Annotated in this window: 18 protein-coding genes, 1 tRNA gene and 2 pseudogenes; 5 read left to right on the top strand and 16 right to left on the bottom strand. The window is 40.7% G+C overall.

All coding sequences use genetic code 11. From position 1 onward, the window contains the following. Positions 1–401, top strand: a pseudogene (locus tag HMPREF0849_RS05345) (histidine phosphatase family protein); the annotation flags it as partial. Here HMPREF0849_RS05345 and HMPREF0849_RS10045 read toward each other — a convergent pair. The 3 genes and pseudogenes from HMPREF0849_RS10045 to HMPREF0849_RS05360 form a co-directional block, all read right to left on the bottom strand. Beyond that, positions 342–1,145, bottom strand: a pseudogene (locus HMPREF0849_RS10045) (signal recognition particle receptor subunit alpha); the annotation flags it as partial. The pseudogenes HMPREF0849_RS05345 and HMPREF0849_RS10045 sit on opposite strands and share 60 nt — an antisense overlap. A gap of 3 nt (positions 1,146–1,148) precedes the next feature. Then, positions 1,149–1,967, bottom strand: a complete 819-nt coding sequence (locus HMPREF0849_RS05355; protein ID WP_000763417.1) for a Cof-type HAD-IIB family hydrolase — start codon at positions 1,965–1,967, stop codon at positions 1,149–1,151. Beyond that, a complete protein-coding gene (locus HMPREF0849_RS05360; protein ID WP_009013626.1) occupies positions 1,967–2,758 on the bottom strand; it encodes a Cof-type HAD-IIB family hydrolase in 792 nt (263 codons plus the stop codon). Before HMPREF0849_RS05360 ends, HMPREF0849_RS05355 begins: the two co-directional genes overlap by 1 nt. A gap of 205 nt (positions 2,759–2,963) precedes the next feature. Between HMPREF0849_RS05360 and HMPREF0849_RS05365 the strand changes: the two genes are divergently transcribed. Then, complete coding sequence (locus tag HMPREF0849_RS05365) at positions 2,964–3,659, top strand: VIT1/CCC1 transporter family protein (protein WP_000136037.1); 696 nt, start codon at positions 2,964–2,966, stop codon at positions 3,657–3,659. 39 nt (positions 3,660–3,698) lie between these two features. Here the strand turns inward: HMPREF0849_RS05365 and HMPREF0849_RS05370 are convergent, their stop codons facing one another. The 8 genes from HMPREF0849_RS05370 to HMPREF0849_RS05405 all read right to left on the bottom strand — a co-directional run bounded on the left by HMPREF0849_RS05370 (position 3,699) and on the right by HMPREF0849_RS05405 (position 13,328). Continuing rightward, entirely contained in the window at positions 3,699–5,687 is a 1,989-nt protein-coding gene (locus HMPREF0849_RS05370; protein ID WP_000489341.1) for an FtsX-like permease family protein, read from the bottom strand. A gap of 1 nt (position 5,688) precedes the next feature. Further along, positions 5,689–6,447 (bottom strand): ABC transporter ATP-binding protein, encoded by a 759-nt coding sequence (locus tag HMPREF0849_RS05375; protein WP_000173365.1) that lies wholly within the window; start codon positions 6,445–6,447, stop codon positions 5,689–5,691. Between the two features lie 383 nt (positions 6,448–6,830). Continuing rightward, positions 6,831–7,952 (bottom strand): AAA family ATPase, encoded by a 1,122-nt coding sequence (locus HMPREF0849_RS05380; RefSeq protein ID WP_000218780.1) that lies wholly within the window; start codon positions 7,950–7,952, stop codon positions 6,831–6,833. A 3-nt stretch (positions 7,953–7,955) separates the two neighbouring features. Further along, positions 7,956–8,678, bottom strand: a complete 723-nt coding sequence (locus HMPREF0849_RS05385; RefSeq protein ID WP_000434514.1) for a hypothetical protein — start codon at positions 8,676–8,678, stop codon at positions 7,956–7,958. A gap of 10 nt (positions 8,679–8,688) precedes the next feature. Then, positions 8,689–10,323 (bottom strand): hypothetical protein, encoded by a 1,635-nt coding sequence (locus HMPREF0849_RS05390; protein ID WP_001262757.1) that lies wholly within the window; start codon positions 10,321–10,323, stop codon positions 8,689–8,691. A gap of 113 nt (positions 10,324–10,436) precedes the next feature. Further along, a complete protein-coding gene (locus HMPREF0849_RS05395; protein ID WP_001092796.1) occupies positions 10,437–10,709 on the bottom strand; it encodes a PspC domain-containing protein in 273 nt (90 codons plus the stop codon). Positions 10,710–10,768: 59 nt separating this feature from the next. Further along, entirely contained in the window at positions 10,769–11,212 is a 444-nt protein-coding gene (locus HMPREF0849_RS05400) for a SprT family protein (protein WP_000778617.1), read from the bottom strand. Further along, entirely contained in the window at positions 11,199–13,328 is a 2,130-nt protein-coding gene (locus HMPREF0849_RS05405; RefSeq protein ID WP_000359109.1) for a Tex family protein, read from the bottom strand. Before HMPREF0849_RS05405 ends, HMPREF0849_RS05400 begins: the two co-directional genes overlap by 14 nt. 130 nt (positions 13,329–13,458) lie before the next feature. Here HMPREF0849_RS05405 and HMPREF0849_RS10770 point away from each other — a divergent pair, with 130 nt between their 5' ends. From HMPREF0849_RS10770 to HMPREF0849_RS05420, 3 genes are read left to right on the top strand one after another with little or no spacing between them, the layout of a single operon-like run. Continuing rightward, positions 13,459–13,590: an SPJ_0845 family protein gene (locus HMPREF0849_RS10770; RefSeq protein ID WP_000268697.1), complete on the top strand. Its 132-nt coding sequence runs from the start codon at positions 13,459–13,461 to the stop codon at positions 13,588–13,590. Then, on the top strand, positions 13,591–14,496 hold the full coding sequence (locus HMPREF0849_RS05415; RefSeq protein WP_000151870.1) for a permease: 906 nt from the start codon (positions 13,591–13,593) through the stop codon (positions 14,494–14,496). It begins immediately after the preceding gene. After that, positions 14,493–15,311: a TIGR03943 family putative permease subunit gene (locus tag HMPREF0849_RS05420; RefSeq protein ID WP_000617747.1), complete on the top strand. Its 819-nt coding sequence runs from the start codon at positions 14,493–14,495 to the stop codon at positions 15,309–15,311. Before HMPREF0849_RS05415 ends, HMPREF0849_RS05420 begins: the two co-directional genes overlap by 4 nt. An 81-nt stretch (positions 15,312–15,392) precedes the next feature. Here HMPREF0849_RS05420 and HMPREF0849_RS05425 read toward each other — a convergent pair whose 3' ends face one another. The 5 genes from HMPREF0849_RS05425 to guaC form a co-directional block, all read right to left on the bottom strand. Beyond that, on the bottom strand, positions 15,393–16,319 hold the full coding sequence (locus tag HMPREF0849_RS05425) for a bifunctional riboflavin kinase/FAD synthetase (RefSeq protein ID WP_000633648.1): 927 nt from the start codon (positions 16,317–16,319) through the stop codon (positions 15,393–15,395). Positions 16,320–16,462: 143 nt separating this feature from the next. Continuing rightward, positions 16,463–20,002, bottom strand: coding sequence for a chromosome segregation protein SMC (gene smc / locus HMPREF0849_RS05430; protein WP_000280899.1), 3,540 nt, complete (start codon positions 20,000–20,002; stop codon positions 16,463–16,465). After that, positions 19,993–20,691: a ribonuclease III gene (rnc, locus tag HMPREF0849_RS05435; protein WP_000661469.1), complete on the bottom strand. Its 699-nt coding sequence runs from the start codon at positions 20,689–20,691 to the stop codon at positions 19,993–19,995. The genes smc and rnc overlap by 10 nt, the downstream gene beginning before the upstream one ends. A 181-nt stretch (positions 20,692–20,872) precedes the next feature. Continuing rightward, positions 20,873–20,944 (bottom strand) — tRNA-Arg (locus tag HMPREF0849_RS05440). Between the two features lie 67 nt (positions 20,945–21,011). Further along, on the bottom strand, positions 21,012–21,764 hold a 753-nt coding region (gene guaC, locus HMPREF0849_RS05445; RefSeq protein WP_000296859.1), incomplete at its 5' end, for a GMP reductase.

Consider the following 21,764-nt stretch of genomic DNA (forward strand, 5'->3'; position numbering starts at 1 on the left):
CAGGTTTTGGGATGGATTTAGCACCTTTATCTGAGAAAGGACGGCAACAAGCTCAGGAACTTTGGCAAAATCCTTTGCTACAATCGGCTAATCTACTAGTGACTTCAGCAGTAACGAGAGCTTTAGAAACGGCTTTTTATGTATCTTGTGCTACTGGCCTTCCTTTGAGGGTGGAGCCTTTGTTACACGAATGGCAGGTCTATGAATCAGGCATAGATAGATTTGAAGAGGCTAGAACACTATTTCTAGAAAACAAGGGGGAGTTACTTTCTAATAGTCCTATTCAATATGAGACAGCTACGGAAATGAAGTCTCGGTTTCTAGAATGTATGGCTAAGTATAGAGACTACCAGACTGTGGTAGTTGTCACTCATCGAATGCTCATGCGCCAATTTCCCGATAGAAGTTGTCTTCCCAACACCATTAACACCAACAAAGAGCATGACGGTCAAACCATCTTGGAAGTGGATTTGTTCATCGTAGTTGCCATCCTTCTCATAAAGTTCAACCAATTTCTCGATAATAACACGACGAAGTGCGTCAGGCTTCTTAGCGTTTTCGAGTTTAGCTTCATAGCGTAGTTCTTCTGTTAAGTTTGAAGCGACCTGCACACCGACGTCGCTCATGATGAGCAGTTCTTCCAATTCCTCGAAGAATTCTTCATCGACAGAACGGAAGTTGGCAAAGAAGGCATTCAAACGAGCACCGAATCCTGTACGGGTTTTCTTGAGACTGCGGTCATATTTTTCCTGTACGGTTTCTTCAACCTGAGGAAGTTCTTCTTCTACTACTTCAGAAGCTAACCCTTCTTCGAACTCTACAGTTTCTTGGTTCTCTTCTTCTAGAATTTCTTCCGGCTCTTGGAATTGTTCCAATTCATCAGATTCTAGCTCAACCTCTTCCTGAGCAGTTTCTTCGACTGCTTCTAGTTCAATAACTTCTTCTGTCAAGATCTGAGGGGTTTCTTCTTGAGCAGGTGTTTCTTCCACTTTGTCTCTTGTTGTCTCTTCCTGAGAAGTTTCTTCGACTGCCGTTTGGTTTTCTTCAACCTCTTCTGACAAATCAAGATTTTCCAGAGCTTCTTTAACAATATCTTCGATTTTTGGCTCTTCTTTTTTTCCGAATAGACGGTCAAATAATCCCATATTCTAGTTCTCCTTTAGCACGTATTCTTCGATAGCCCAAGCAACGGCTTCCTCGTCGTTGGTCATGGGGGTAATGACATTGGCAACTGCCTTAACCGCAGGAACTGCATTTTGCATAGCAACTCCCAGACCTGCCCACTCAATCATAGAAAGATCATTGGCCTCGTCACCACAAGCCATCACTTGACTTTGATCGATTCCTAAGTGTTTAATTAATTTCGCTAAACCTGTTGCCTTGTGGACGTTTTTCGGCGACCATTCCAATAAGAGTTCACGCGATTTGAAGATTTCATATTGGTCAAACAAGTCTGGAGAAATCTGTTGAATCGCTGCATCCAAAGGTTCTTGGGCAAAGGCAGTCACACATTTATTATATGTCATCTGACTAGATAGATCCTCAAAAGCGACAGGTACGAAAGTCAAGGCTGGGTTGAACTTAGCATAGAGACTTTCTTGGTCAGACTGGATTTGATAGACGGTTCCTTCTGAAATAGCATCTAACGGTAATCCGAGTTTTTCAGTTTCCTCGTACAAGCGTGCCACATCGTCGATTGAAAAGACGGTTTTATCGAGAATCTCTCCAGTATTTTTCTGTACCAGACCACCATTAAAGGTGATGGTGTACTCATCCTCCTGACCGTCAGTCCCTAGCTCATGGAGAAAGAAATCCATAGCCTTCAAAGGTCGACCTGTTGTCAGCACTACCTTAATGCCACGGTCACGCGCAGCTTTGAGAACCGCCTTGGTACGATCTGTCAGCTTTTTATCCGTTGTCAGCAAGGTACCATCCAAGTCCAATGCAATCAATTTAATATCTGCCATTACAAGCCCTCCATATAAGTCATCACTGACTGGTCCTTATGGTGGCCAATCACTGTTTCTGCTAATTCTAAAATCTCTGGTCGCGCATTTTCAGGAGCGACTGGGTGTCCCACAACCTGCATCATGTGAAGGTCATTGAGATTGTCGCCAAAAGCCATGACCTGATCCATGGTTAGAACAAGTTTTTTTGCCAGCTCAACAATAGCCACACCCTTATCAACGTAGTCCAAGACAATATCGATGGATTCAAAACCTGTTGTCATGGCTTTTACACCAGGAACGTTTTTGTTGACCCAGGCCTCTCCAGCTTCTATCGTATCTTCTGTGAAGTTCGTAGTGAATTTAAAAATCTCATCCTTAATAGCTTCCAGACGCGTTACTTTTTGAATGTTTTCATTGTAGTGACGGCTAAACTTGAGATAGGTCTCATCGACTGTATCCAATACATAACAAGCTTTTTTCCCCGTCAGCAACATTTTTCTTTCATCAAAATAGGGTGATTTCTTTAAAGCTTCAAAAGTGCTCAAGTAAAAATCCCGAGACATAGTAGCCTCATACATATCCTCACCATGAAACTCAACATAGCTCCCATTTTCAGCTATAAAAATCACTTCATCACACACATCCGCAAACAACTTTTTCAGGGACAAGATACCGCGACCTGAAGCCACTGCAAAATAAATCCCCTTTTCCTTGTAGGAAACAAGTACGTTTTTGAGGCGTTTCATATCAAACCGACCCTCTCCATCTAGAAAGGTTCCATCCATATCGGTTGCTACAAGTTTAATCATAAAATCTTTCATTCTCCAATTGATAAATCTATCTTCTATTATACCATAGATAAGTTTAAAAAGGTCCAGTACAGTAGGATAGCACTACTTTTTCGGAGAAACTTCAAAGGGCCTAAAAATTAGAATCGTAGAACTTTTTTCAGATAGTTTAAAAAGTTTGTATTCCCCTACCCTTTTCTCTATAATGGAGAGAAAGGAGATGACTATGACTGAAATAAAACATGAAATTGATGCAAACTTTGCAGGCCGACTTAATATCCTACGCGCAGGTGTTCTGGGTGCCAATGATGGGATTATTTCCATTGCTGGAGTGGTTATCGGGGTTGCTAGTGCGACAAGCAATATCTGGATTATCTTTTTATCAGGATTGGCCGCTATCCTTGCTGGTGCTTTTTCTATGGCCGGTGGCGAATATGTCTCTGTATCCACTCAGAAAGACACGGAAGAAGCCGCTGTTGCTAGAGAACAGTTGCTCTTGGATAAGGACATCGAATCTGCAAAACAATCCCTCTATGCTGCCTATCTTCAAAACGGTGAGTGTGAAACGTCCGCCCAACTTTTGACCAACAAGGCCTTTTTAAAAAATCCACTCAAAGCCTTGGTTGAGGAAAAATACGGTATCGAGTACGAAGAATTTACCAATCCTTGGCATGCTGCTATCTCTAGCTTTATTGCCTTTGTACTGGGAAGTCTTCCTCCTATGCTTTCAATCACCGTCTTTCCAAGTGACTATCGTATTCCTGCTACTGTTTTTATCGTGGCCCTTTCCCTTCTCGTCACTGGCTATACCAGTGCTAAACTAGGCAAGGCTCCTACGAAAACAGCTATGATCCGCAACCTCTGTATCGGACTTCTGACCATGGGCGTAACCTTCCTCTTGGGACAACTCTTTAGCATTTAAAATAAAAGAAATACCTCGACAATCATCGAGGTATCTTTTTTACATTTGCACAATCTTGCGATAGCTTCTTGAGGTAATCATAAAAATCAAAACGTAGACGATGAGGAAGATCGCACAGATGGACAGAGTGACAGTCAGCATCATGGTTGCATCTAGCACCCCAATGACTTTTAGGATGAGACTAAGCATATGATAGGCAAAGGCAAGGTGTAGGAAGGCAAAGAGCAATGGGAGGAAGAAAACAGTTAGCACCTGTTTATTGATGGTTTGCTTGATTTGCTTTTGATCGAGACCGACTTTTTGCAAAATAATAAAGCGTTCACGGTCTTCATAGCCTTCAGAGATTTGTTTGTAGTAGATGACAAGAACTGTTCCCACCATAAAGATGATAGAGAGGAAGATACCGATGAAGAAGACTCCACCAAAGAGAGCACTCATCTGCGCACTGCTATCAGCTAGATTGCTTCCGTAAACATAGCTTCCTTCTTTGCTTAATTCTCTATTAAAATCACCAAGGAATTTTGAATAGTCGTTGGCAAGTTTGAGTTGCTCTTCCTCACTAGCTGTTACATTCATACCACCGTAGTATTGATTAAAGATGGAAGAATTAGGATGCTGGTCAAGAAAGACTTGTAGGTCAGGAACAACCAGATAGTTATAGTCCGAAGTTAGAATATTGTACTGATTTGGGACATGTTCAAGAATAAAATCTTTTTTGATTTCTTCTTTGATCGTGTAGGTCTGGTTATTTAGAGTCAGTTCTTTCTGTCCTTGAAGTTCTTTGTTTTTAGTAAACAATCCAACTTCCTTTCCTGAAAGTGCGAGTTTTTGCCCCGTCATATTCTCATAGTCTTTTTGGTCAAAGACCATAAAAACAGTTTTCGGTTGAACACGGTTTTGACCTTTGTCAAAGATTGTTAATTTCGTACCTTCTTGGTTTGCTACACCAAAGCTACTGTATGTAAGAACTTCTTTCTTTGTAACAGTCAATCCCTTATCACTAGCATACTGGTCTAGGAGTTTATTTATGTCTTCTTTTTCAATATTCTGTCCTGTAATTCCAAAATCATGTGGATTCATGACTTTCTTGAAAGTTTCAGAGCCTTTAAAGATACTCGTTGCAGCAGACATTGTCACCAAGACCATGGTTGAAAGAATAGCAATCGTCGCCAAACCAACCGCATTTTTCTTCATACGAAAAATGAGATTGGATACGGAAATCATGTTGTTAGGTTGGTAATAGTAACGCTTGTTTTTCTTCAAGATTTGTAGGAAAACTGTGATCCCTGCATTGAAGAGAAGATAAGTTCCCAAAATTACCAACAAGACTGCTACGAAGAAAATCAGAACAGCAGAAAGTGGATTTTCAACTGTAACCGCTAGGTAATAACCAGCTCCCAAACTGATTAGACCTAGAATGGTTTGAAGACCTAAGAAACGTCCTTTTTTCTCACCACTGGCTTTTTCACGAGAGAGCTGAAGGGCATTCATGCGTGCGATGCGAAAGGCATTGATAAAAATCAAACCTAGGAAGATAGCTCCAAAGACGATGAGAACTAGGATAAAGACAATTGGTTGGAAAGTAGAAACGAGCTCCACTTTCATCTTCATCAGCTTTAGAAGAAGGGCAAAGATTAGCTTATCAAAGAGAGCTCCTAGACCGAGACCAGCTGTCAAGGTTAAGGAACCAAAAATAAGAAGCTCCTTAAAAACCATACTGATCAAATGGCGCTTTTCAAGCCCCAGCATACCATATACACCCAGCTCCTTGGAGCGGTTCTTCATGACAAAACTATTGGCATAAAGTACAATAATTCCAGAAGCGATGGTAACAACCACCATACCGAGGGCAAGCGTCATAGAGATAGTTTCTCCCCCTCGGATCTTGCCAATGTTAGGATTAAGCGACAGTGAGTAAAAGAGATAGGTGATGGTCACTGCTAAGAGAACAGCTAAAGCAAAGGGATAGTAGAGTTTGCGGTTTTTGATCAAGTTGGATACCGCTAACTTATTGGTTAATCGGAACATACTAATTCACCTCGCTTGCCATAACAGTCAAAGTATCAGAGATTTCCTGGAACATCTGACGCTCTGTCTTGTCTCCACGGTAGATTTGGTTGTAAAGAATGCCGTCCTTGATAAAGAGAACGCGCTTGGCCCTGCTAGCTGCAGCTGTTGAGTGGGTTACCATGAGAATGGTTTGCCCGCGCTCATTGATTTCATCAAAAACATCTAGAAGAGCTGCAGATGACTTGGAGTCAAGTGCCCCAGTTGGCTCATCCGCAAGGAGAATTTCAGGTTCAGTGATGATGGCGCGTGCTACTGCTACCCGCTGTTTTTGACCTCCTGAGATCTCGTAAGGGTACTTCTCTTGTAATTGGTTGATACCCAAATTTTCAGCTGTCACTACCAATTTCTTCATCATCTCCGTAATAGGTTTTCGTGATAGAACTAACGGAAGCAAGATATTGTCCTTAACAGACAGGGTATCTAGCAAGTTAAAGTCTTGGAAGACAAATCCCAACTTCTCACGACGGAAACTCGAAGCCTGTGAATTTTTAATAGTGGCTGTGTCTGTTCCGTCTAGGTAAACCTGGCCTCGAGTTGGTTTATCCAGCATAGCTAGGATGTTGAGCAGGGTTGACTTTCCTGAACCGGACTCACCCATGATGGCAACGTAGTCACCCTTTTCTACGGTAAAGTGAATATCTTTGAGTGCTTCGACTTGGTTTCCTTGAAAACGTGTTTTGTAGATTTTTTGAACGTGTTTTACATCTAAAAGTGTCATGATTTTCTCCTTCTTAATATCCCATCATTTGAAACTGTGCTTGCATCATAGCGCATCCCAGTTGAACACGCTCGATATCTTTTTGACTTGGTTTTCTTGTTTTCTTTTGTGAAATTCTTTTCATGGTTTTGCTCCTTTGTTCTTTATGAGTCTAGTTTATCGCAAAAAAAGATAGCTTGCCATAACCTAACCTTACAAAAGAGACTTTAATCTTACATTTTTGTAAGATTGAAAAATATCAAGCAATTTCGCTATCAATATTTTACCATAAAAGAAAGGTAAGAAGAAAACCCTTGCGGATGCAAGGGTTAAGGTTCGATATTCAGTCTGCATCAATCAGTAAGAAATTTAGCTACGATTTGATGATGTATTCTCTCAATTAATTATATTTCTATATAAGCAGAACAGTTTTCTTCTAAAGAAAAATCGTCTTTTATCAACAAAGTTAAATCTTTTGAAGATACACTCTCACTTTTATCTATTCGAACAGCTTGATTCATTATTAAATCTTCATAAAGATTTCGAACGAAACGGCCGTTAGAAAAATTAGTGAGATTACTTTCTAACTTATCATTAAAATAATTTAATAATATTTCTTTTAGCTTGTCCTCAATCTGGTAGTCATCTTTCCTTGCTAGAGTTTCAAGAATATCTAACAATTCTGTAGAAGAATAATTTTCAAAATTAATAAAATAATTAAAGCGAGATTTCAAACCAGGATTTGATTCAAAAAAATGATTCATTGGATCAGTATATCCTGCAACAATAACAATTAAATCATCTCTTGAATCCTCTAAAGCCTTTGTCAATTCTGTTAAACATTCACGTCCATATGAATCCGTATTGTCATTTTCTGTAATACTATAAGCTTCATCTATGAATAAAACGCCACCTTTTGCTTTTTCAATGACACTTTTTACTTTTAAAGCAGTTTGACCTTGATAACCAGCGATTAAATCTGTTCTGGAGACTTCGGTAAAATGCCCCTTTGAAAGAAGGCCTAATTGATAATACATCCGACCTACAATTCTGGCTACTGTCGTCTTTCCAGTACCAGGATTCCCCATAAACGCCATATGTAAAGTTCTCTTTGGTACTTTTAGCCCAGACTCTTTTCTTTTGGACTGAACCTTTTGATATATAACTAACCTCGAAACTTCCTCTTTAACTTTTTGTAAACCAACTAATTGATTTAATTCCTTCATCAATTCATCCAGAGAAGAGTTGTTGCGTTTTCCTAACTCCTTCCCTAGTATTTCAAAAAGATAAGAGTAACCTAAATAACAAGCAAAATTATCAGATAATTCTTTTAGCGTTTGACTTGTCTTGCTTATTTTATTCTCTTTTTGAAATAAATATATAGATTTATATAAATCTGCTACTTTATTTGTGTCTGAATGATCAATTATAATCTCATTCACTTTTGTGAGAAAAGTCGACTCATTACCCAGTTGTCGATCCAATTTTTTGGCGCTCTCAATTAGCTTGTCACGAGATACAGTCATAATTTACCTCAAAAACATAAAAAGTAAAGTGATTAACAACATTCCGATAGATACTCCTGATACAATAAAGAGTGTAAGAAGACGATTTGAAATAAATTGAATTTGTTGTTTACTTTCTTCTAAGTCTCTTCTAAGCTCCTCGAGTTCAGCAGTATATGAAACAGGTTCTAAAGGGATTTTAGCTGAGAATTGTTCTAATTTATCAATTCTTTCATCTAACGAAGATAGAATTCTTTTATGTTCCTCAATGGTTTCTTTATGATTGTTTTCATTGAATTTTTCTTTAAATTGCTTTAGTACTTGGAGTGTAGATGCTTGCTTCTCGATCGTTTTATCAATACGAGCTTGTTCTTGCTGAATTTTCTTATTGGTATGTTCAATTGCAGCTACTGTAGTAACAATCGCTTGAATATAACCTTTATCTAGACCCTCTAAAGCTTTATACACTTGACTAAACGCATCAATAGTTTCTTGTTGCTTTTCGTAAAATTTTGAAATGTAATTTTGAGTTTGTTCAACTAAAGTATTAAACTCTTTACCAGTAACCGTATGCTCAGTAAATTCAAAACCAAAGAAATCATCGTGAGTTTTAACTGTATCAAAATACAATTCATCTCGACTCTGTTCAGCAAATTCTTTCAGGTGCTCTTTAGCTTCGTTGAAGTCATATGGGCTAATATTTATTTCAAATTTTTCCTGTTCTTGCTCAATTACTTCTTGTTCCATATTTATCTCCCTAATCTAATAATTCTTGTAATAATGCATCAATCTCATCAAAGTCACTTTTATCGTCTCTTGTAGATTCTGCAAAGATATCTGATAGCTTTTCTTTCATTATTGAAGCAGCCATATCATGTCTTTCTTTAATGGTATTAATGATTGTATTTTTTTCAACTTCTAGTTTAATATTTTTTACATCTAACAATTGATTTTGAATCACTAACATTTCATTTTTTTGATCAATTTTTTCAGAACTTAGGTCCGCAATTTGTTTATCAACAATTTGCTGATCAATCATTTTTAATACAAAAGCGCCAATTATTCCAGATAAAGTTGCTCCCATAAAAGTTCCAATCAGGCCACCGATAGTTCCCAAAAGTGGTATTGAAATAGCTAGGACTGGAAAACTAGCTGTGAGAGAAGCTCCTAGAGTTTCTCCTAGTACAATTGCCCCAGTAGCCGATAAACCAGCAACAACAATTTTACCTATCTCTAGCATCATAATCTGAACACTTTTTTCTTTGTTATCCGGATTGTTTAGATAATCAATCGCTTCTTTTAATGACTTCCAACCTTGGTGTATAAATGTCCATGCTTTTAGAAAAGTGTTAATTACAGGTCCAACTATCGCAGAAGCTATCATCGTAACCACTGATTTCCCAATGTTTAATAAGTGATTTGATAAGTTGTTTACAAATGAAATGATGGCATCTTTTATCTTTTCAATAAAAGTTGATAAGTTTCTTTCTGTATCTTTAAGCCAAGAGATAAATTTTGAAATTAACTCTCGCAAAAATTCTGATAGTAATTGTAAAAGCGCTGCTTTCAAAGCTTTTCCGGAAACTTTTAACACCTCTTCACGCCGTGATTTTTTACCAGATTGAATAGCTTTTTCTTTATTCTCTTGTTTTCTTTTATGAAGTTCTTCTCTAGCCTCTCGATCATCTTTCTCTAACTGTTTTCTATCAATATTAAAACGTTCTTCTGGTTTCAATCCATTCCTTTCAGAGTCCAAAAATTCTTTCATAGTTTTGTCGCCTTTAGACATATTAGCAGAAGCGTCTAAATCATGTAAATTCTTAGAACTATTAGCAAACTCTTTTACTTCCTCTTTAGAAAAAAATGTAGACATTTCAATATCATTCAATTGCTCCTTTATAGAAACTGTATGATCTTTATGAACTGCTCCTGAACCTTTGTCTCTTCCTTTGTCAAAAAACTCACGAGCATCAGTTTTTAGAACTCTTTCTCCTTTTTTATTAGTAGTGAAGTTATCTTGCCATCTATCATATCTTTCTTTATAATCGACATCTCTATTATGAGTTGCTAGTTTTCCTTTTTCAAAATTTTCAGCGGTTTGTATATGTGCATCTTTTCGTAAATCTAGAGTTTGACCGTTGTTATCTTTAATAAACTCTTCACCTATTTGGGCAGCAAGTTGAAGTTGTACTTGCTCCCAAACTATATTTTCAATAGATTCTTGAAGGTATTCATTGTTTTGTAATTTCTCTCTGTCTATATCAAGTTGATCTATATGTTCAACAACATCCTTAAGGTTATTTTCTAAAGAACTTTCTAATTCAAGTAATTGTTCATAGTCAAAGTCAATTTCAGAACTTTGTAATTCAAACGTTTTATTTTCGTTAGCCATATTAATCTCTCTAAATTATTGTATTCACTGATTTATTATACCATTTCAAGATTTGATTTGACAAGTTTAAAAAAACCTCGTCCAATCGGACGAAGTTCCTGCTTCTATTATTATCACCAAAACCAGCCATCATTGTCTTCAATGGCTTGGGCTTCCTTACGTTTGCGTGGTCCTGTTCCGTACATTTCGGCATCGATTTCTTCCTTAGTTGGCAGGATAGAGGCAAGGATGATGTAGATTATCACACCAATTCCAAAATTTGCTACGGTAAAAATGGCGAAGAGAAAGCGGACTAGGGTTACATCAAAATTCCACTTGTCTGATAGCCCAGCTAAAACTCCTGACACCATACGATTTCGTCTCATTTTATAAAATTTTGTATTCATGATTGTTTCCTCTTTCGGTATTCTTACAAGTAGTATAGCATGAAACAGGTTCACAAACATCAGTCCTTAGGCCGATTTAAGATGACGAGTTTGCCACGGCAGACGCCACAGCGATAGCGTTTTGTATCAACCTTCCTCTTGCGTTGATAGCGTTGCTGGCAGGATTGACACTGATAAACTAGGTAGGTACTTTGGTCTTTCAGAGGTGGGACAAAGCGCAGTCCATCCACTTCTTTCAAAAGTGCCTTAAAATCTCGGTCCTTATGGCGATAACCCTTTTTCTGAAAATAAAGGTGATAGTGACAGAGTTCATGGCGCACGATTTTCCGAAAGACTTCCAAACCAAGCTCATTATAGACCTTGGGATTAAAATCCAAATTCCCATCCTTGGGGAAAAATCGTCCACCTGTCGTTCGCAGACGAGAATTCCACTGGGCTTGGTGGGTAAAAGGTCTACCAAAGTCTTCGAGGGAAACAGACTGAACGTACTCAGTCAGTTTCATCTGGAGCTAAGAGCGACAGATTGACTTTTTCACGTTCGGTATCGATTTTCTTGACCCAAACCGTTACCAAATCTCCGACTGATACCACTTGACTAGGATGTTTGATAAATTTACGACTCATATGAGAAATATGAATTAAACCGTCCTCGTGAATCCCAATATCAACGAATGCACCGAAATCAACAACATTACGCACCACACCTTCTAGCTTCTGGCCGACTTTTAAGTCCTTGATATCCAGTACATCTTGACGGAGAACAGGTGCATCAAAAGAGTCACGAAAATCACGACCTGGTTTGAGAAGGTCGGCAATGATATCTTTAAGCGTTTCTGGTCCAAGATCCAGTTCTTGCGCCATCTCCTTGACTGATAGGGACTTAAGCTTATTTTGTGCTTCTTCATTCAAGTCCTTGATATCCAAGCGTTTGAAGAGCTCCTTAACCGCAGCATAGTTTTCTGGGTGAACTCCTGTATTATCAAGGATATTGCTACTTTCCGGGATACGGAGGAAACCTGCAGCCTGCTCAAAGGCTTTAGCTCCCAGGCGAGGAACTTTCTTAATTTGAGCGCGTGAAGTGATTTTTCCTTCTTCTTCACGGTATTTGACGATATTTTCAGAGATAGTTTTATTGAGTCCAGCTACATGGGAGAGAAGTGCTGGGCTGGCTGTATTGACATTGACACCGACCTGGTTAACCACCGTATCAACGACAAAGTCCAGACTTTCAGACAGTTTCTTCTGACTGACATCGTGCTGGTACTGGCCGACACCGATTGACTTGGGATCGATTTTGACCAATTCAGCAAGCGGATCTTGCAAACGTCGAGCGATAGAGATAGCAGAGCGTTTTTCAACAGTTAATCCTGGAAACTCCTGACGAGCAAGTTCGCTGGCAGAGTAGACAGAAGCGCCACTTTCATTGACGATGACATAGCTGACCTCAGGAAAATCTTTCAGAACTTCCGCTACAAAGGCTTCACTTTCACGACTGGCAGTTCCATTTCCGATAGCAATAATTTCGACACTATACTGACCAATCAAGTCTGCCAAGTCTCGCTTGGCTTCTTCGATCTGACGAGCTGATGCTGGTTTGACAGGATAAATGACCTGAGTCGTCAGCATTTTCCCTGTTGCATCAACAACAGCCAGCTTGGCACCTGTACGAAAGGCGGGGTCAAATCCTAGAACCACGCGCCCTTTCAGCGGAGCAACCAATAGGAGATTACGCAGGTTGTCAGAAAAGAGTTGGATAGCTCCTTCTTCTGCTTTCTCAGTTAATTCTGTCCGAATGCGTCGCTCAATAGCAGGCAAGACCTTTTTCTTAACTGACTGTTGAACAACTTCATCTATATAGGCATTTTTCACCTTGAAACGAGCAGCAAAGAATGATAAGATACGGTCTGTCGCATGTTCGAAGCCGACTTTTAAGACACCTAGTTTCTCCCCACGATTGAGAGCCAAGGTACGATAACCCTGCATGTTGCCAACTGTCTCTGAAAAATCATAGTAAATCTGAAAAACTTGTTTTTCATCAAGGCTTTCATCCTTGACTTGCGAAGTGATTTTAGAGTGTCTCAACACTTCTTGATAGGTCAGTGAACGCAAAGTCACATCTTCCGATAAGGCTTCGACCAAGATATCAACCGCACCAGCCAAGGCTTCTTGACCAGTCGCAAATCCTTCACAGACAAACTTCTCAGCTTCTTTCTCTAAGCCATCTACGTTTTGCAAAATCAAGCAAGCAAGAGGAAAGAGTCCAGCTTCACGGGCAATGGTTGCCTTGGTCCGACGTTTTTCCTTATAAGGAAGGTAGAGTTCTTCTACGTCTGCTAATTTTTCAGCTGCCAGGATAGCTGCTTCCAATTCCTTAGTTAGCTTTCCTTGTTCTTGAATCTTAGCCAAGACAGCTTCTTTACGGTCATTGAGATTTGTCAGACTTTTATCCAAGTCGATAATGGCCTTAATCGCCACCTCATCCAAACTACCAGTCATGTCCTTCCGATAACGTGCGATGAAGGGAATTGTCGCCCCTTCAGCCGTTAAACTTAGAACAGTATCGATTTGCTTTAAGGTTACACCCAAATCTTGGGAGATTTTTTCATATTTTTTATCCATAAATCTATTATACCATAAGGAACAGCCCTTGTTTCGTCCTACCCTTTTTTACCTCTTTGATTATCAAAATAATCCCTTTTCCGCAAAATAATAGTATAATAGAGGTAACATTTAGAAAAGAGGTAGGCCCATGGCTGTTAAATTTACAAAAACGGATGATTTGGACAAGATGTTTGAAGAATTCGCCAAACTTCCTGACTTAACACAAGTCACTTTCCCAGATGACAAAAACAAAAAAGAAAAAGTTGAGAAGAAAAAATAGATGACGATTTTCCAATCTCTTCCTCCTAGCATCTTACAAGCAGGGGCCATTTTTCTCTCCATCATCATCGAAGCCCTTCCTTTTGTTTTGATTGGTAGTATTATTTCCGGCTGGATTGAAGTCTACATCACACCAGATAAAGTCACTGAGTTTCTCCCTCGCAATCGTTGGGGGAGGATCTTTTTTGGTACCTTCATCGGCTTTCTCTTCCCATCCTGCGAGTGTGGAATCGTTCCGATTATCAATCGTTTTCTGGAAAAGAAAGTGCCCAGCTACACGGCCGTTCCCTTTCTGGTGACTGCTCCCATCATCAATCCTATCGTTCTTTTCGCCACTTATTCTGCCTTTGGCAATTCAATAAAATTTGCCTTCTTGCGAGCGCTGGGAGCTATTGTGATTGCTTTGGTGCTTGGGATTTTCCTAGGATTTTTCTGGAAGGAACCCATTCAAAAAGAGAATCCTATTGCTTGTCATGAACATGACTTTTCACACTTGACTCCCGCTAGAAAAGTCTTTCAGGTCTTTATACAGGCTATTGACGAGTTTTTCGATATGGGGCGTTACTTGGTCTTTGGTTGTCTCTTTGCTGCTATCGTGCAAGTCTATGTCCCGACTCGGATCCTCACCTCTATCAGTGCTAGTCCAGTCCTTGCGATTCTCTTGCTCATGTTTCTTGCCTTTCTCCTTTCCCTCTGTAGTGAGGCGGATGCCTTTATCGGTGCTTCTCTCCTCTCGAGCTTTGGTCTTGCTCCTGTTCTTGCCTTTCTGGTCATCGGCCCCATGCTCGATATCAAAAATCTCCTCATGATGAAGCACTATCTCAAAGCGCGCTTCATCTGGCAATTCATGTGCATCGTGACAGTTCTTGTCTTGCTTTATTCTTACATGATAGGAGTGATGCTATGATCCGATTTTTCATTTTACTGGGTTATTTTGCCCTAACTCTGTATCTGCAGCTATCTGGCAAGCTCAGTCACTACATCAACCTCCACTATTCCTATCTAGTCTATATCTCCATGGTCCTTTCTCTTCTGTTGGCTCTGGTCCAATTCTATATCTGGATCAAGAAAATCAACTCTCACAGCCATTTGGAAAGTCGTCGATCTAGACGAATCAGCATCCTTTTACTGTCACTACCTCTCTTGATTGGGGTTGCCTTTCCTACCGTAAGTTTGGACTCGAGAACCGTGTCTGCTAAGGGATACCATTTCCCACTTGCTGAGGGAATCAACACAGCCATTCAGGCAAGCGAAGGAACATCCAGTCAATACCTCAAACCCGATACCAGCACCTATTTTTCCAAATCTGCTTATGAAAAGGAAATGAGGTCTACAGCTGATAAATACATCTCCCAGCCAACCATTCAAGTCACTGATGAAAACTATATGGAGGTCATGGAAGTTCTCTATGACTACCCTCAAGAGTTTGAGGGAAAGAAAATCGAGTTTACAGGCTTTGTTTATAACGATCCTAGCCATCCAGATAGTCAGTTCCTCTTTCGCTTTGGGATTATCCACTGTATCGCCGATTCTGGTGTATATGGACTCCTGACCAAGGGGAACTCACGCCAGTATCCTGACAATGCTTGGATCACCGCTAGAGGAACCCTGACCCTCTACTACCATAAAGAACTCAAACAAAAACTCCCAACACTAGAGGTTGAGAGTTTCACAAAAGTAGATAAACCAGAAAATCCTTATGTCTATCGCGTGTTTCAATAAAAAAGTAGCCTGACAAGGCTACTTTTTTTGTCCATTATATGAATTTCATTCTATCTACTCTTTCGAATTGATAGAAAACTCTCACTCTCCACCCTTCCAGTTTCGAGCAATCTCTTCGTCTTTCTGGAGTTGGTCTACCAGTTCCTCTACGGAGTCGAATTTGACCATATCTCGGACACGGTCCAGCCAGTAGACCATGACGGTCTCACCGTAAATATCATCTGAAAAATCGAAAATATTGACTTCAAAGCGTGGTTCTTCTCCATCAAAGGTAACATTTTTACCAACGCTCGCCATGCCACGATATCTTTGACGTTGCACTTCGACATCGACTACGTAAACACCGTCTGCCGGCATATAGGTTCGATCTCTTAGGACCAGATTGGCTGTTGGATAACCAATAGTCCGCCCACGAGCATTTCCATGAACGACCATTCCACGAGATGGGAGCGGAGTGCCGAGCAGATGCTTGACTTCCTTTACATCTCCATCAAGAATTGCCTGACGAATCCGTGTAGAACTAATCTTGCCCTTTTCATCCTCAACTGGAGGAACAATGATGATCTCTCCATCAAAATAATCCTTCAGGTCATCCGCAGTTTTCTTATCAGAGCCAAAGGTATAGTCAAATCCTGCTACAATAATCGCTGGTTTTAAAGCCCTGATATAGGTATCAAAGAATTCCTGCCCTGTTAGATTGGCAAATTTGCTACTAAAGTCAAGTAAGAATAGAGCCTCTACTCCGTGCCACTTCATCTTGTGCTCCCGTTCTTCGTGATTGACGATATGGAGCATGAGTTCAGGTTGGTAAGGTTGTAAGGCAAGTTTTGGCGATTCTGTAAAAGTCATCACGACAACTGGCAGATAATCCTTCATCGAAGCCTTGCTGGCCACTTCAAAGAGTTTCTGATGTCCCTTGTGGATGCCATCAAAATAACCTAGTACAAGGACTGTATTACCTGGTACTGCAATATCTTTTTCGTTCTTAATAGGTACTGTTGTAATCATGAAACTATTATATCATAGAGAAAGTCTTTTCGCTAAGAGGAAATCCCAAATGTCGTTTTTTGCGCCTGAACTGACCGTAAGAGAAAATTTAGCACTTTAGTTTAAAAAAATAGCACCTCCTAAGAGATGCTATCATTTGGTAACTAGTCTATTGTTTCTTCTAAATCTTTTAACTTAACCGAAACAATCTTAGAAACACCTGATTCTTGCATGGTAACTCCATAGATAGAGTCCGCTGCCGCCATCGTCCCCTTACGGTGGGTTACGACGATAAACTGACTATCCTTGTCAAAGCGGTTGAGGTAATCCCCAAAACGTTTGACATTGGCTTCGTCCAGCGCTGCCTCTACCTCGTCCAAGATAACAAAAGGAATAGTTTTGACTCGAATGATGGAGAACAACAAGGCCAAGGCTGATAGGGCTTTTTCACCACCACTCATAAGATTGAGAGACTGGATTTTCTTGCCTGGTGGTTGAACAGAAATCTCCACACCAGCTGTTAAAAGATCGCCCTCAGTCAATATCAAGTCTGCCTGACCTCCACCAAACATCTGTCTAAAGGTTACTTTAAAGGACTCACGAATAGCCTCAAAGGTTGATTTAAAGCGTTCCTTAACCTCATCATTCATCTCTGTGATGGTCTCAAGAAGTAGGTTTTTAGCAGACAAAATATCATCTCGTTGACTATTGAGGAAGTCCAGACGGTTGTGAACTTCTTCGTACTGGTCAATTGCGTCCAAGTTGACTGGACCCAGTGAGCGAATAGCCTTTTCAAGTTCTTTAACTTCTTGCTCTGCCAGATTGAGATTTTCCAACTCATGCGCTTTTTCTAGAGCCTCAGTGTAGCTGATCTGGTACTGGTCAGTTAATTGAGCTTGTAGATAGCGCAAGCGTTCGCTGAGCTTTTCTTTCTTGGCTTCAGCACGTGTTTGTTTGCGAATCCACTCCTCATTCTGCTGACGAGCTTGATCCAAATGGCTGGAAATATCATCCAGTTGACCTTCGATATCATCCAACTCAAACTGCTTGCGAATCAAACCTTGTTGGAGGTTTGTTTTCTGAGTTTTGGCCTCTTCCGCCTGCTGACTAAGCAGATCCGTATCAACCTTCTCAAGATTATCAACCTTTTCTTGGAATAAACGCTGGATTTCCTCTTGTTCAAAATTGAGATTATCCAATTCCTTACCTAGGCGTTCAATATCAGTCACTTCATACCGCTTTTGTCCTTGCAGTTCTGACTTAAGCAAGCGTGCTTGCGCTACTTGCTCCTGCAAGTTTTGATAGCGTTCTTGAATAGCGTTTTTGTTAGACTTAATCTCTTCAATCTCAGCTTCCAAATTTTGCTTTTCTCTAGCAATAGTAGCAAGGCGCTCTTGGCATTTTTCCTTATCCGCTTGCCAATCTCCTTCAGTAAGGCGATTTAATTCCTCTTCTTGAAGTTTCCAAAGCGTTTCCAGTTCTTCGACCTGCTGATTGGTTTGTTGATAAGCAAGATACAAGCCTTGCTCCTGAATACGAGCTTGCTCACCCTGAGATTTGATAGCTTCTAATCTTTCTGCCAATACCGCCATCTCATCTTGCAAGGTCTTCAAACTCGCTTCTTCTGACCGCAAGTCAGCTTCTTCTTTAGCAATTTCTTTTTGTAATTGCTCCAGCTCTGGCTTGATGAAAATACTGTTGTTTTGACGATTGGCACCCCCCGCGTAGGAACCACCTGTGCGCAATTCGGTACCATCAAGCGTCACCATGCGAACCTGATAGCGAACTTGACGAGCTGCGGCACGCGCATGTTCTACAGTATCAAAGATAGCCGTTGTAGCAAGCAAGTTTTTGAAAATGGCTTCTAGTCTCTTATCAAACGACACCAACTCATCTGCCATTCCCAGAAATCCTGGACTTGCTGCGATAGCATCTTGATTCTGACTAGAAATGGTACGAGCCTTGATAGTCGTCAGTGGAAGAAAGGTTGCACGACCAGCTCTGTTACGTTTTAGGAAATCAATCGCCTTGGTTGCCGCGTTTTCATCTTCTACGATGATATGCTGACTGCTAGCTCCAAGCGCAATCTCTAGGGCAGTTTGATAATGCACATCAAAGGTCAAATGTTCACTGACTGCACCAATGATCCCACCAAGACGGGCTTTTTCTTGAAGAACACTCTTAACACCCGCATAAAAATTACTATGATTTCTTAGGATGTTTTCTAAACTCTGGGCTCTAGCCTGCTTGTTTTTGAGACTGTCTAGACGATCAAAGAGTTGGCTCTGCTGGGCTTGGTAAGAAACTTTCTGCTCCTCTTGTTCCTTGGAACTAGCTTGGTAGTCTGCCAATAATTTCTGAACCTGCTCCTTGGCAGATTCAAGCTCAGCCTGTTGTTGACTGGCCTTCTCTTTAGCTGTAGCCAGTTGTTCTTTCAACTTCTCAAGTTGGTCTGCTTGTTTTTGAGATAGTTGACGGCTGTTTTCCAACTCATTCTCGATGCGGGTCAGTTGGTTTGAGACATCCGCTTCTTCTTGTAAAAGAGCGACAAAGCGTTCGCGCAAGAGCTCAATCATCTGGTCAGGATCATCTGAAAAAGCTAGCAATTCTGCTTCTAAGCGATTGAGTTCCTTGTTATTTTCAGCTAGACTTTCCTCTAACTGTTCCAAATTCCCTTCTTTTTCAGCCTTTTCCTTACTTAGAGCCTTCCTCTTATCTTCCAAAGCAGTCAAACGGGTTTGTGCTTCTTGTTGATTAAGGGCAACTTGCTCGGATTCCAGTTTGGATAGGGCTAGTTTTCGCTCTAAGTCACTGATCAAACTAGTCAAATCCATCAAACTTCCTTGATCCTTGGCCATTTGAGCTTGGAGATCCTGGCGTTTCTTTTTAAGACTTTGATTTTCCTCTTCTAACTCTTCACGCTTTTGGTAATAACTGGTCAAGAGTTCCTGAACCTGCGTTAACTCTTCTTCTGTTAGCTCTAGTTCAGTTTTGTTTTCCTTGATTTGGGCAACCAGTACATCCAAATAAATCGTCTTGCGTTGACCATCCAAGTCAAGAAACTTGCGCGCATTCTCGGCTTGTTTTGCAAGGGGCTTGATTTGATTGTCCAACTCGTAGATAATGTCCTCTAAGCGGTCGAGATTGTCCTGAGTTTGTTGCAGTTTGCTTTCTGTTTCTTTTCGACGAGTCTTGTATTTTAAAACTCCAGCAGCTTCTTCAAAAATAGCACGGCGTTCTTCGGGCTTGGAGTTAAAAATTTCCTCAACCTTCCCTTGGGAAATGATGGAGAAGGAATCCCGACCCAAACCGGTATCCAAGAAGAGGTCGTGCACATCACGCAAGCGCACTTTTTTGCCATCAATCCGATACTCGCTATCACCACTACGATAGATATGGCGTTCTACCTTAATGACTTGCCCTGCATCCTTGATGAAGCCATCTTCATTGTCTAAGGTCACGATAACAGAGGCATAATTGAGTGGCTTACGACTTTCGGTCCCAGCAAAGATAACGTCGGGCATCTTACCACCACGAAGACTCTTGACACTAGACTCTCCCAAGGCCCATCGCAGACTTTCTGTGATATTTGACTTCCCAGAACCATTGGGCCCAACAACAGCTGTCACACCTTGATCAAAGACGACCTTGGTCTTGTCAGCAAAGGACTTGAATCCCTGAATCTCAATCTCCTTTAAATACATGAATCCAGCCCTTTCTCAACTGCATTTTTGGCGGCCTCTTGCTCTGCTAATTTTTTAGAACGGCCTTGACCTTTTCCGATACTCTTGCCCTCAACAAGAACTTCTACATCAAAAACTTTATCATGGGCAGGCCCCGTCTCAGAGGTCACCTGGTAGCGAATATCCACATCGCCATTAACCTGGAGCAACTCTTGCAGGTGTGTCTTGTAATCCTTAATCATTTCAAAGTCACCTGCTTCAACCTTGGGAATCATGACTTGATAGATGAACTCTTTTACCCTAGCAACATCCTTGTCTAAAAGCAATGCTCCCAGAAAGGCTTCAAAGGCATCGCCAAGAATGGTGTCACGATTGCGCCCACCAGACTTTTCTTCCCCTTTTCCTAGCTTGATAAACTGATCAAACTGGCAATCACGCGCAAAACCAGCCAAACTCTCCTCACGGACAATCATAGCACGGAGTTTAGACAAATCTCCCTCTGGTTTCCTAGGATATTTTTTATACAGATATTCTGAAATCAATAATTGCAGAACAGCGTCTCCTAAAAATTCCAAGCGCTCATTGTGTGAAATTTTTAAGAGGCGGTGCTCATTGGCATAACTCGTATGAGTAAAGGCAGTTTCTAGTAGCTTTTTATCTGCAAATTCGATTGCAAAACGCTTCTTTAGTACAGTTTGTAATTCTTTCATACCAACCTCTTTCTAACTGATAACAGTCTCTTTTATTATATCAAAAAAAGCCCCCTGAGTCACTTTAAAACGGGACTAGAGGGGATTTGAGCATTTTTAGAACAAACTTTTCATTTTTAGGGGCAAATTTGAGGCAGGATAAATAAAAAGCCTTATTTAAGGCTTTCATAGGCTATTTACATCCACCCTGAGGGAATCGAACCCCCATCTCAAGAACCGGAATCTTACGTGATATCCATTACACTAAGGGTGGAAACTTGTCTTATTATAACAGAAATTTGCTCTAATAACAAGTTTTTTATGGGTAAACTAAGCGTCCGTTAGTGTGAAGCATCCCCGTTCCAGATAGAGTTTTTCACGATAACATAATCAACATGTTTGAGGTCCGCAACTTTGCGTCCACCTGCATAAGAGATAGCACTTTGTAAGTCCTGCTCCATCTCAGTAAGGGTGTCTTGCAAATGCCCTTTAGCAGGCAGTAAGATGCGCTTACCTTCCACATTTTTATATGCTCCCTTTTGGTATTGAGAAGCTGAACCATAGTATTCTTTGAACTGTTCGCCGTCGACTTCAATCGTCTTTCCTGGGCTTTCGATATGTCCTGCAAAAAGGGAACCGATCATGACCATGCTGGCACCGAAACGGATAGACTTGGCAATATCACCATGAGTACGAATCCCACCATCAGCAATAATCGGTTTACGTGCAGCCTTGGCACACCAGCGTAGGGCAGCCAACTGCCAACCACCTGTACCAAAACCAGTCTTGACCTTTGTGATACAAACCTTACCAGGACCGATTCCTACCTTAGTAGCATCCGCACCAGCATTTTCCAATTCACGCACAGCTTCTGGCGTTCCCACATTTCCAGCAATGACAAATGTACCTGGTAATTCTTTCTTGATGTGCTGAATCATAGAAATCACGCTATCCGCATGACCGTGAGCAATATCAATTGTGATGTACTCAGGAGCATCAGCCTTGAGCTGGCTAACAAAGTCATACTCGTAATCCTTGACACCAACAGAAATGGAAGCAATGAGCCCTTGATCGTGCATACGTTTGATAAAAGG

Source organism: Streptococcus sp. C300, from assembly GCF_000187645.1.
GTDB lineage: Bacteria > Bacillota > Bacilli > Lactobacillales > Streptococcaceae > Streptococcus > Streptococcus oralis_CQ.

Bases quoted from the DNA above. Each gene is read 5' to 3' on its own strand.
- HMPREF0849_RS05355 (WP_000763417.1), bottom strand. From the start codon at position 1,967: ATGGCAGATATTAAATTGATTGCATTGGACTTGGATGGTACCTTGCTG.
- HMPREF0849_RS05360 (WP_009013626.1), bottom strand. From the start codon at position 2,758: ATGATTAAACTTGTAGCAACCGATATGGATGGAACCTTTCTAGATGGA.
- HMPREF0849_RS05365 (WP_000136037.1), top strand. From the start codon at position 2,964: ATGACTGAAATAAAACATGAAATTGATGCAAACTTTGCAGGCCGACTT.
- HMPREF0849_RS05370 (WP_000489341.1), bottom strand. From the start codon at position 5,687: ATGTTCCGATTAACCAATAAGTTAGCGGTATCCAACTTGATCAAAAAC.
- HMPREF0849_RS05375 (WP_000173365.1), bottom strand. From the start codon at position 6,447: ATGACACTTTTAGATGTAAAACACGTTCAAAAAATCTACAAAACACGT.
- HMPREF0849_RS05380 (WP_000218780.1), bottom strand. From the start codon at position 7,952: ATGACTGTATCTCGTGACAAGCTAATTGAGAGCGCCAAAAAATTGGAT.
- HMPREF0849_RS05385 (WP_000434514.1), bottom strand. From the start codon at position 8,678: ATGGAACAAGAAGTAATTGAGCAAGAACAGGAAAAATTTGAAATAAAT.
- HMPREF0849_RS05390 (WP_001262757.1), bottom strand. From the start codon at position 10,323: ATGGCTAACGAAAATAAAACGTTTGAATTACAAAGTTCTGAAATTGAC.
- HMPREF0849_RS05395 (WP_001092796.1), bottom strand. From the start codon at position 10,709: ATGAATACAAAATTTTATAAAATGAGACGAAATCGTATGGTGTCAGGA.
- HMPREF0849_RS05400 (WP_000778617.1), bottom strand. From the start codon at position 11,212: ATGAAACTGACTGAGTACGTTCAGTCTGTTTCCCTCGAAGACTTTGGT.
- HMPREF0849_RS05405 (WP_000359109.1), bottom strand. From the start codon at position 13,328: ATGGATAAAAAATATGAAAAAATCTCCCAAGATTTGGGTGTAACCTTA.
- HMPREF0849_RS10770 (WP_000268697.1), top strand. From the start codon at position 13,459: ATGGCTGTTAAATTTACAAAAACGGATGATTTGGACAAGATGTTTGAA.
- HMPREF0849_RS05415 (WP_000151870.1), top strand. From the start codon at position 13,591: ATGACGATTTTCCAATCTCTTCCTCCTAGCATCTTACAAGCAGGGGCC.
- HMPREF0849_RS05420 (WP_000617747.1), top strand. From the start codon at position 14,493: ATGATCCGATTTTTCATTTTACTGGGTTATTTTGCCCTAACTCTGTAT.
- HMPREF0849_RS05425 (WP_000633648.1), bottom strand. From the start codon at position 16,319: ATGATTACAACAGTACCTATTAAGAACGAAAAAGATATTGCAGTACCA.
- smc (WP_000280899.1), bottom strand. From the start codon at position 20,002: ATGTATTTAAAGGAGATTGAGATTCAGGGATTCAAGTCCTTTGCTGAC.
- rnc (WP_000661469.1), bottom strand. From the start codon at position 20,691: ATGAAAGAATTACAAACTGTACTAAAGAAGCGTTTTGCAATCGAATTT.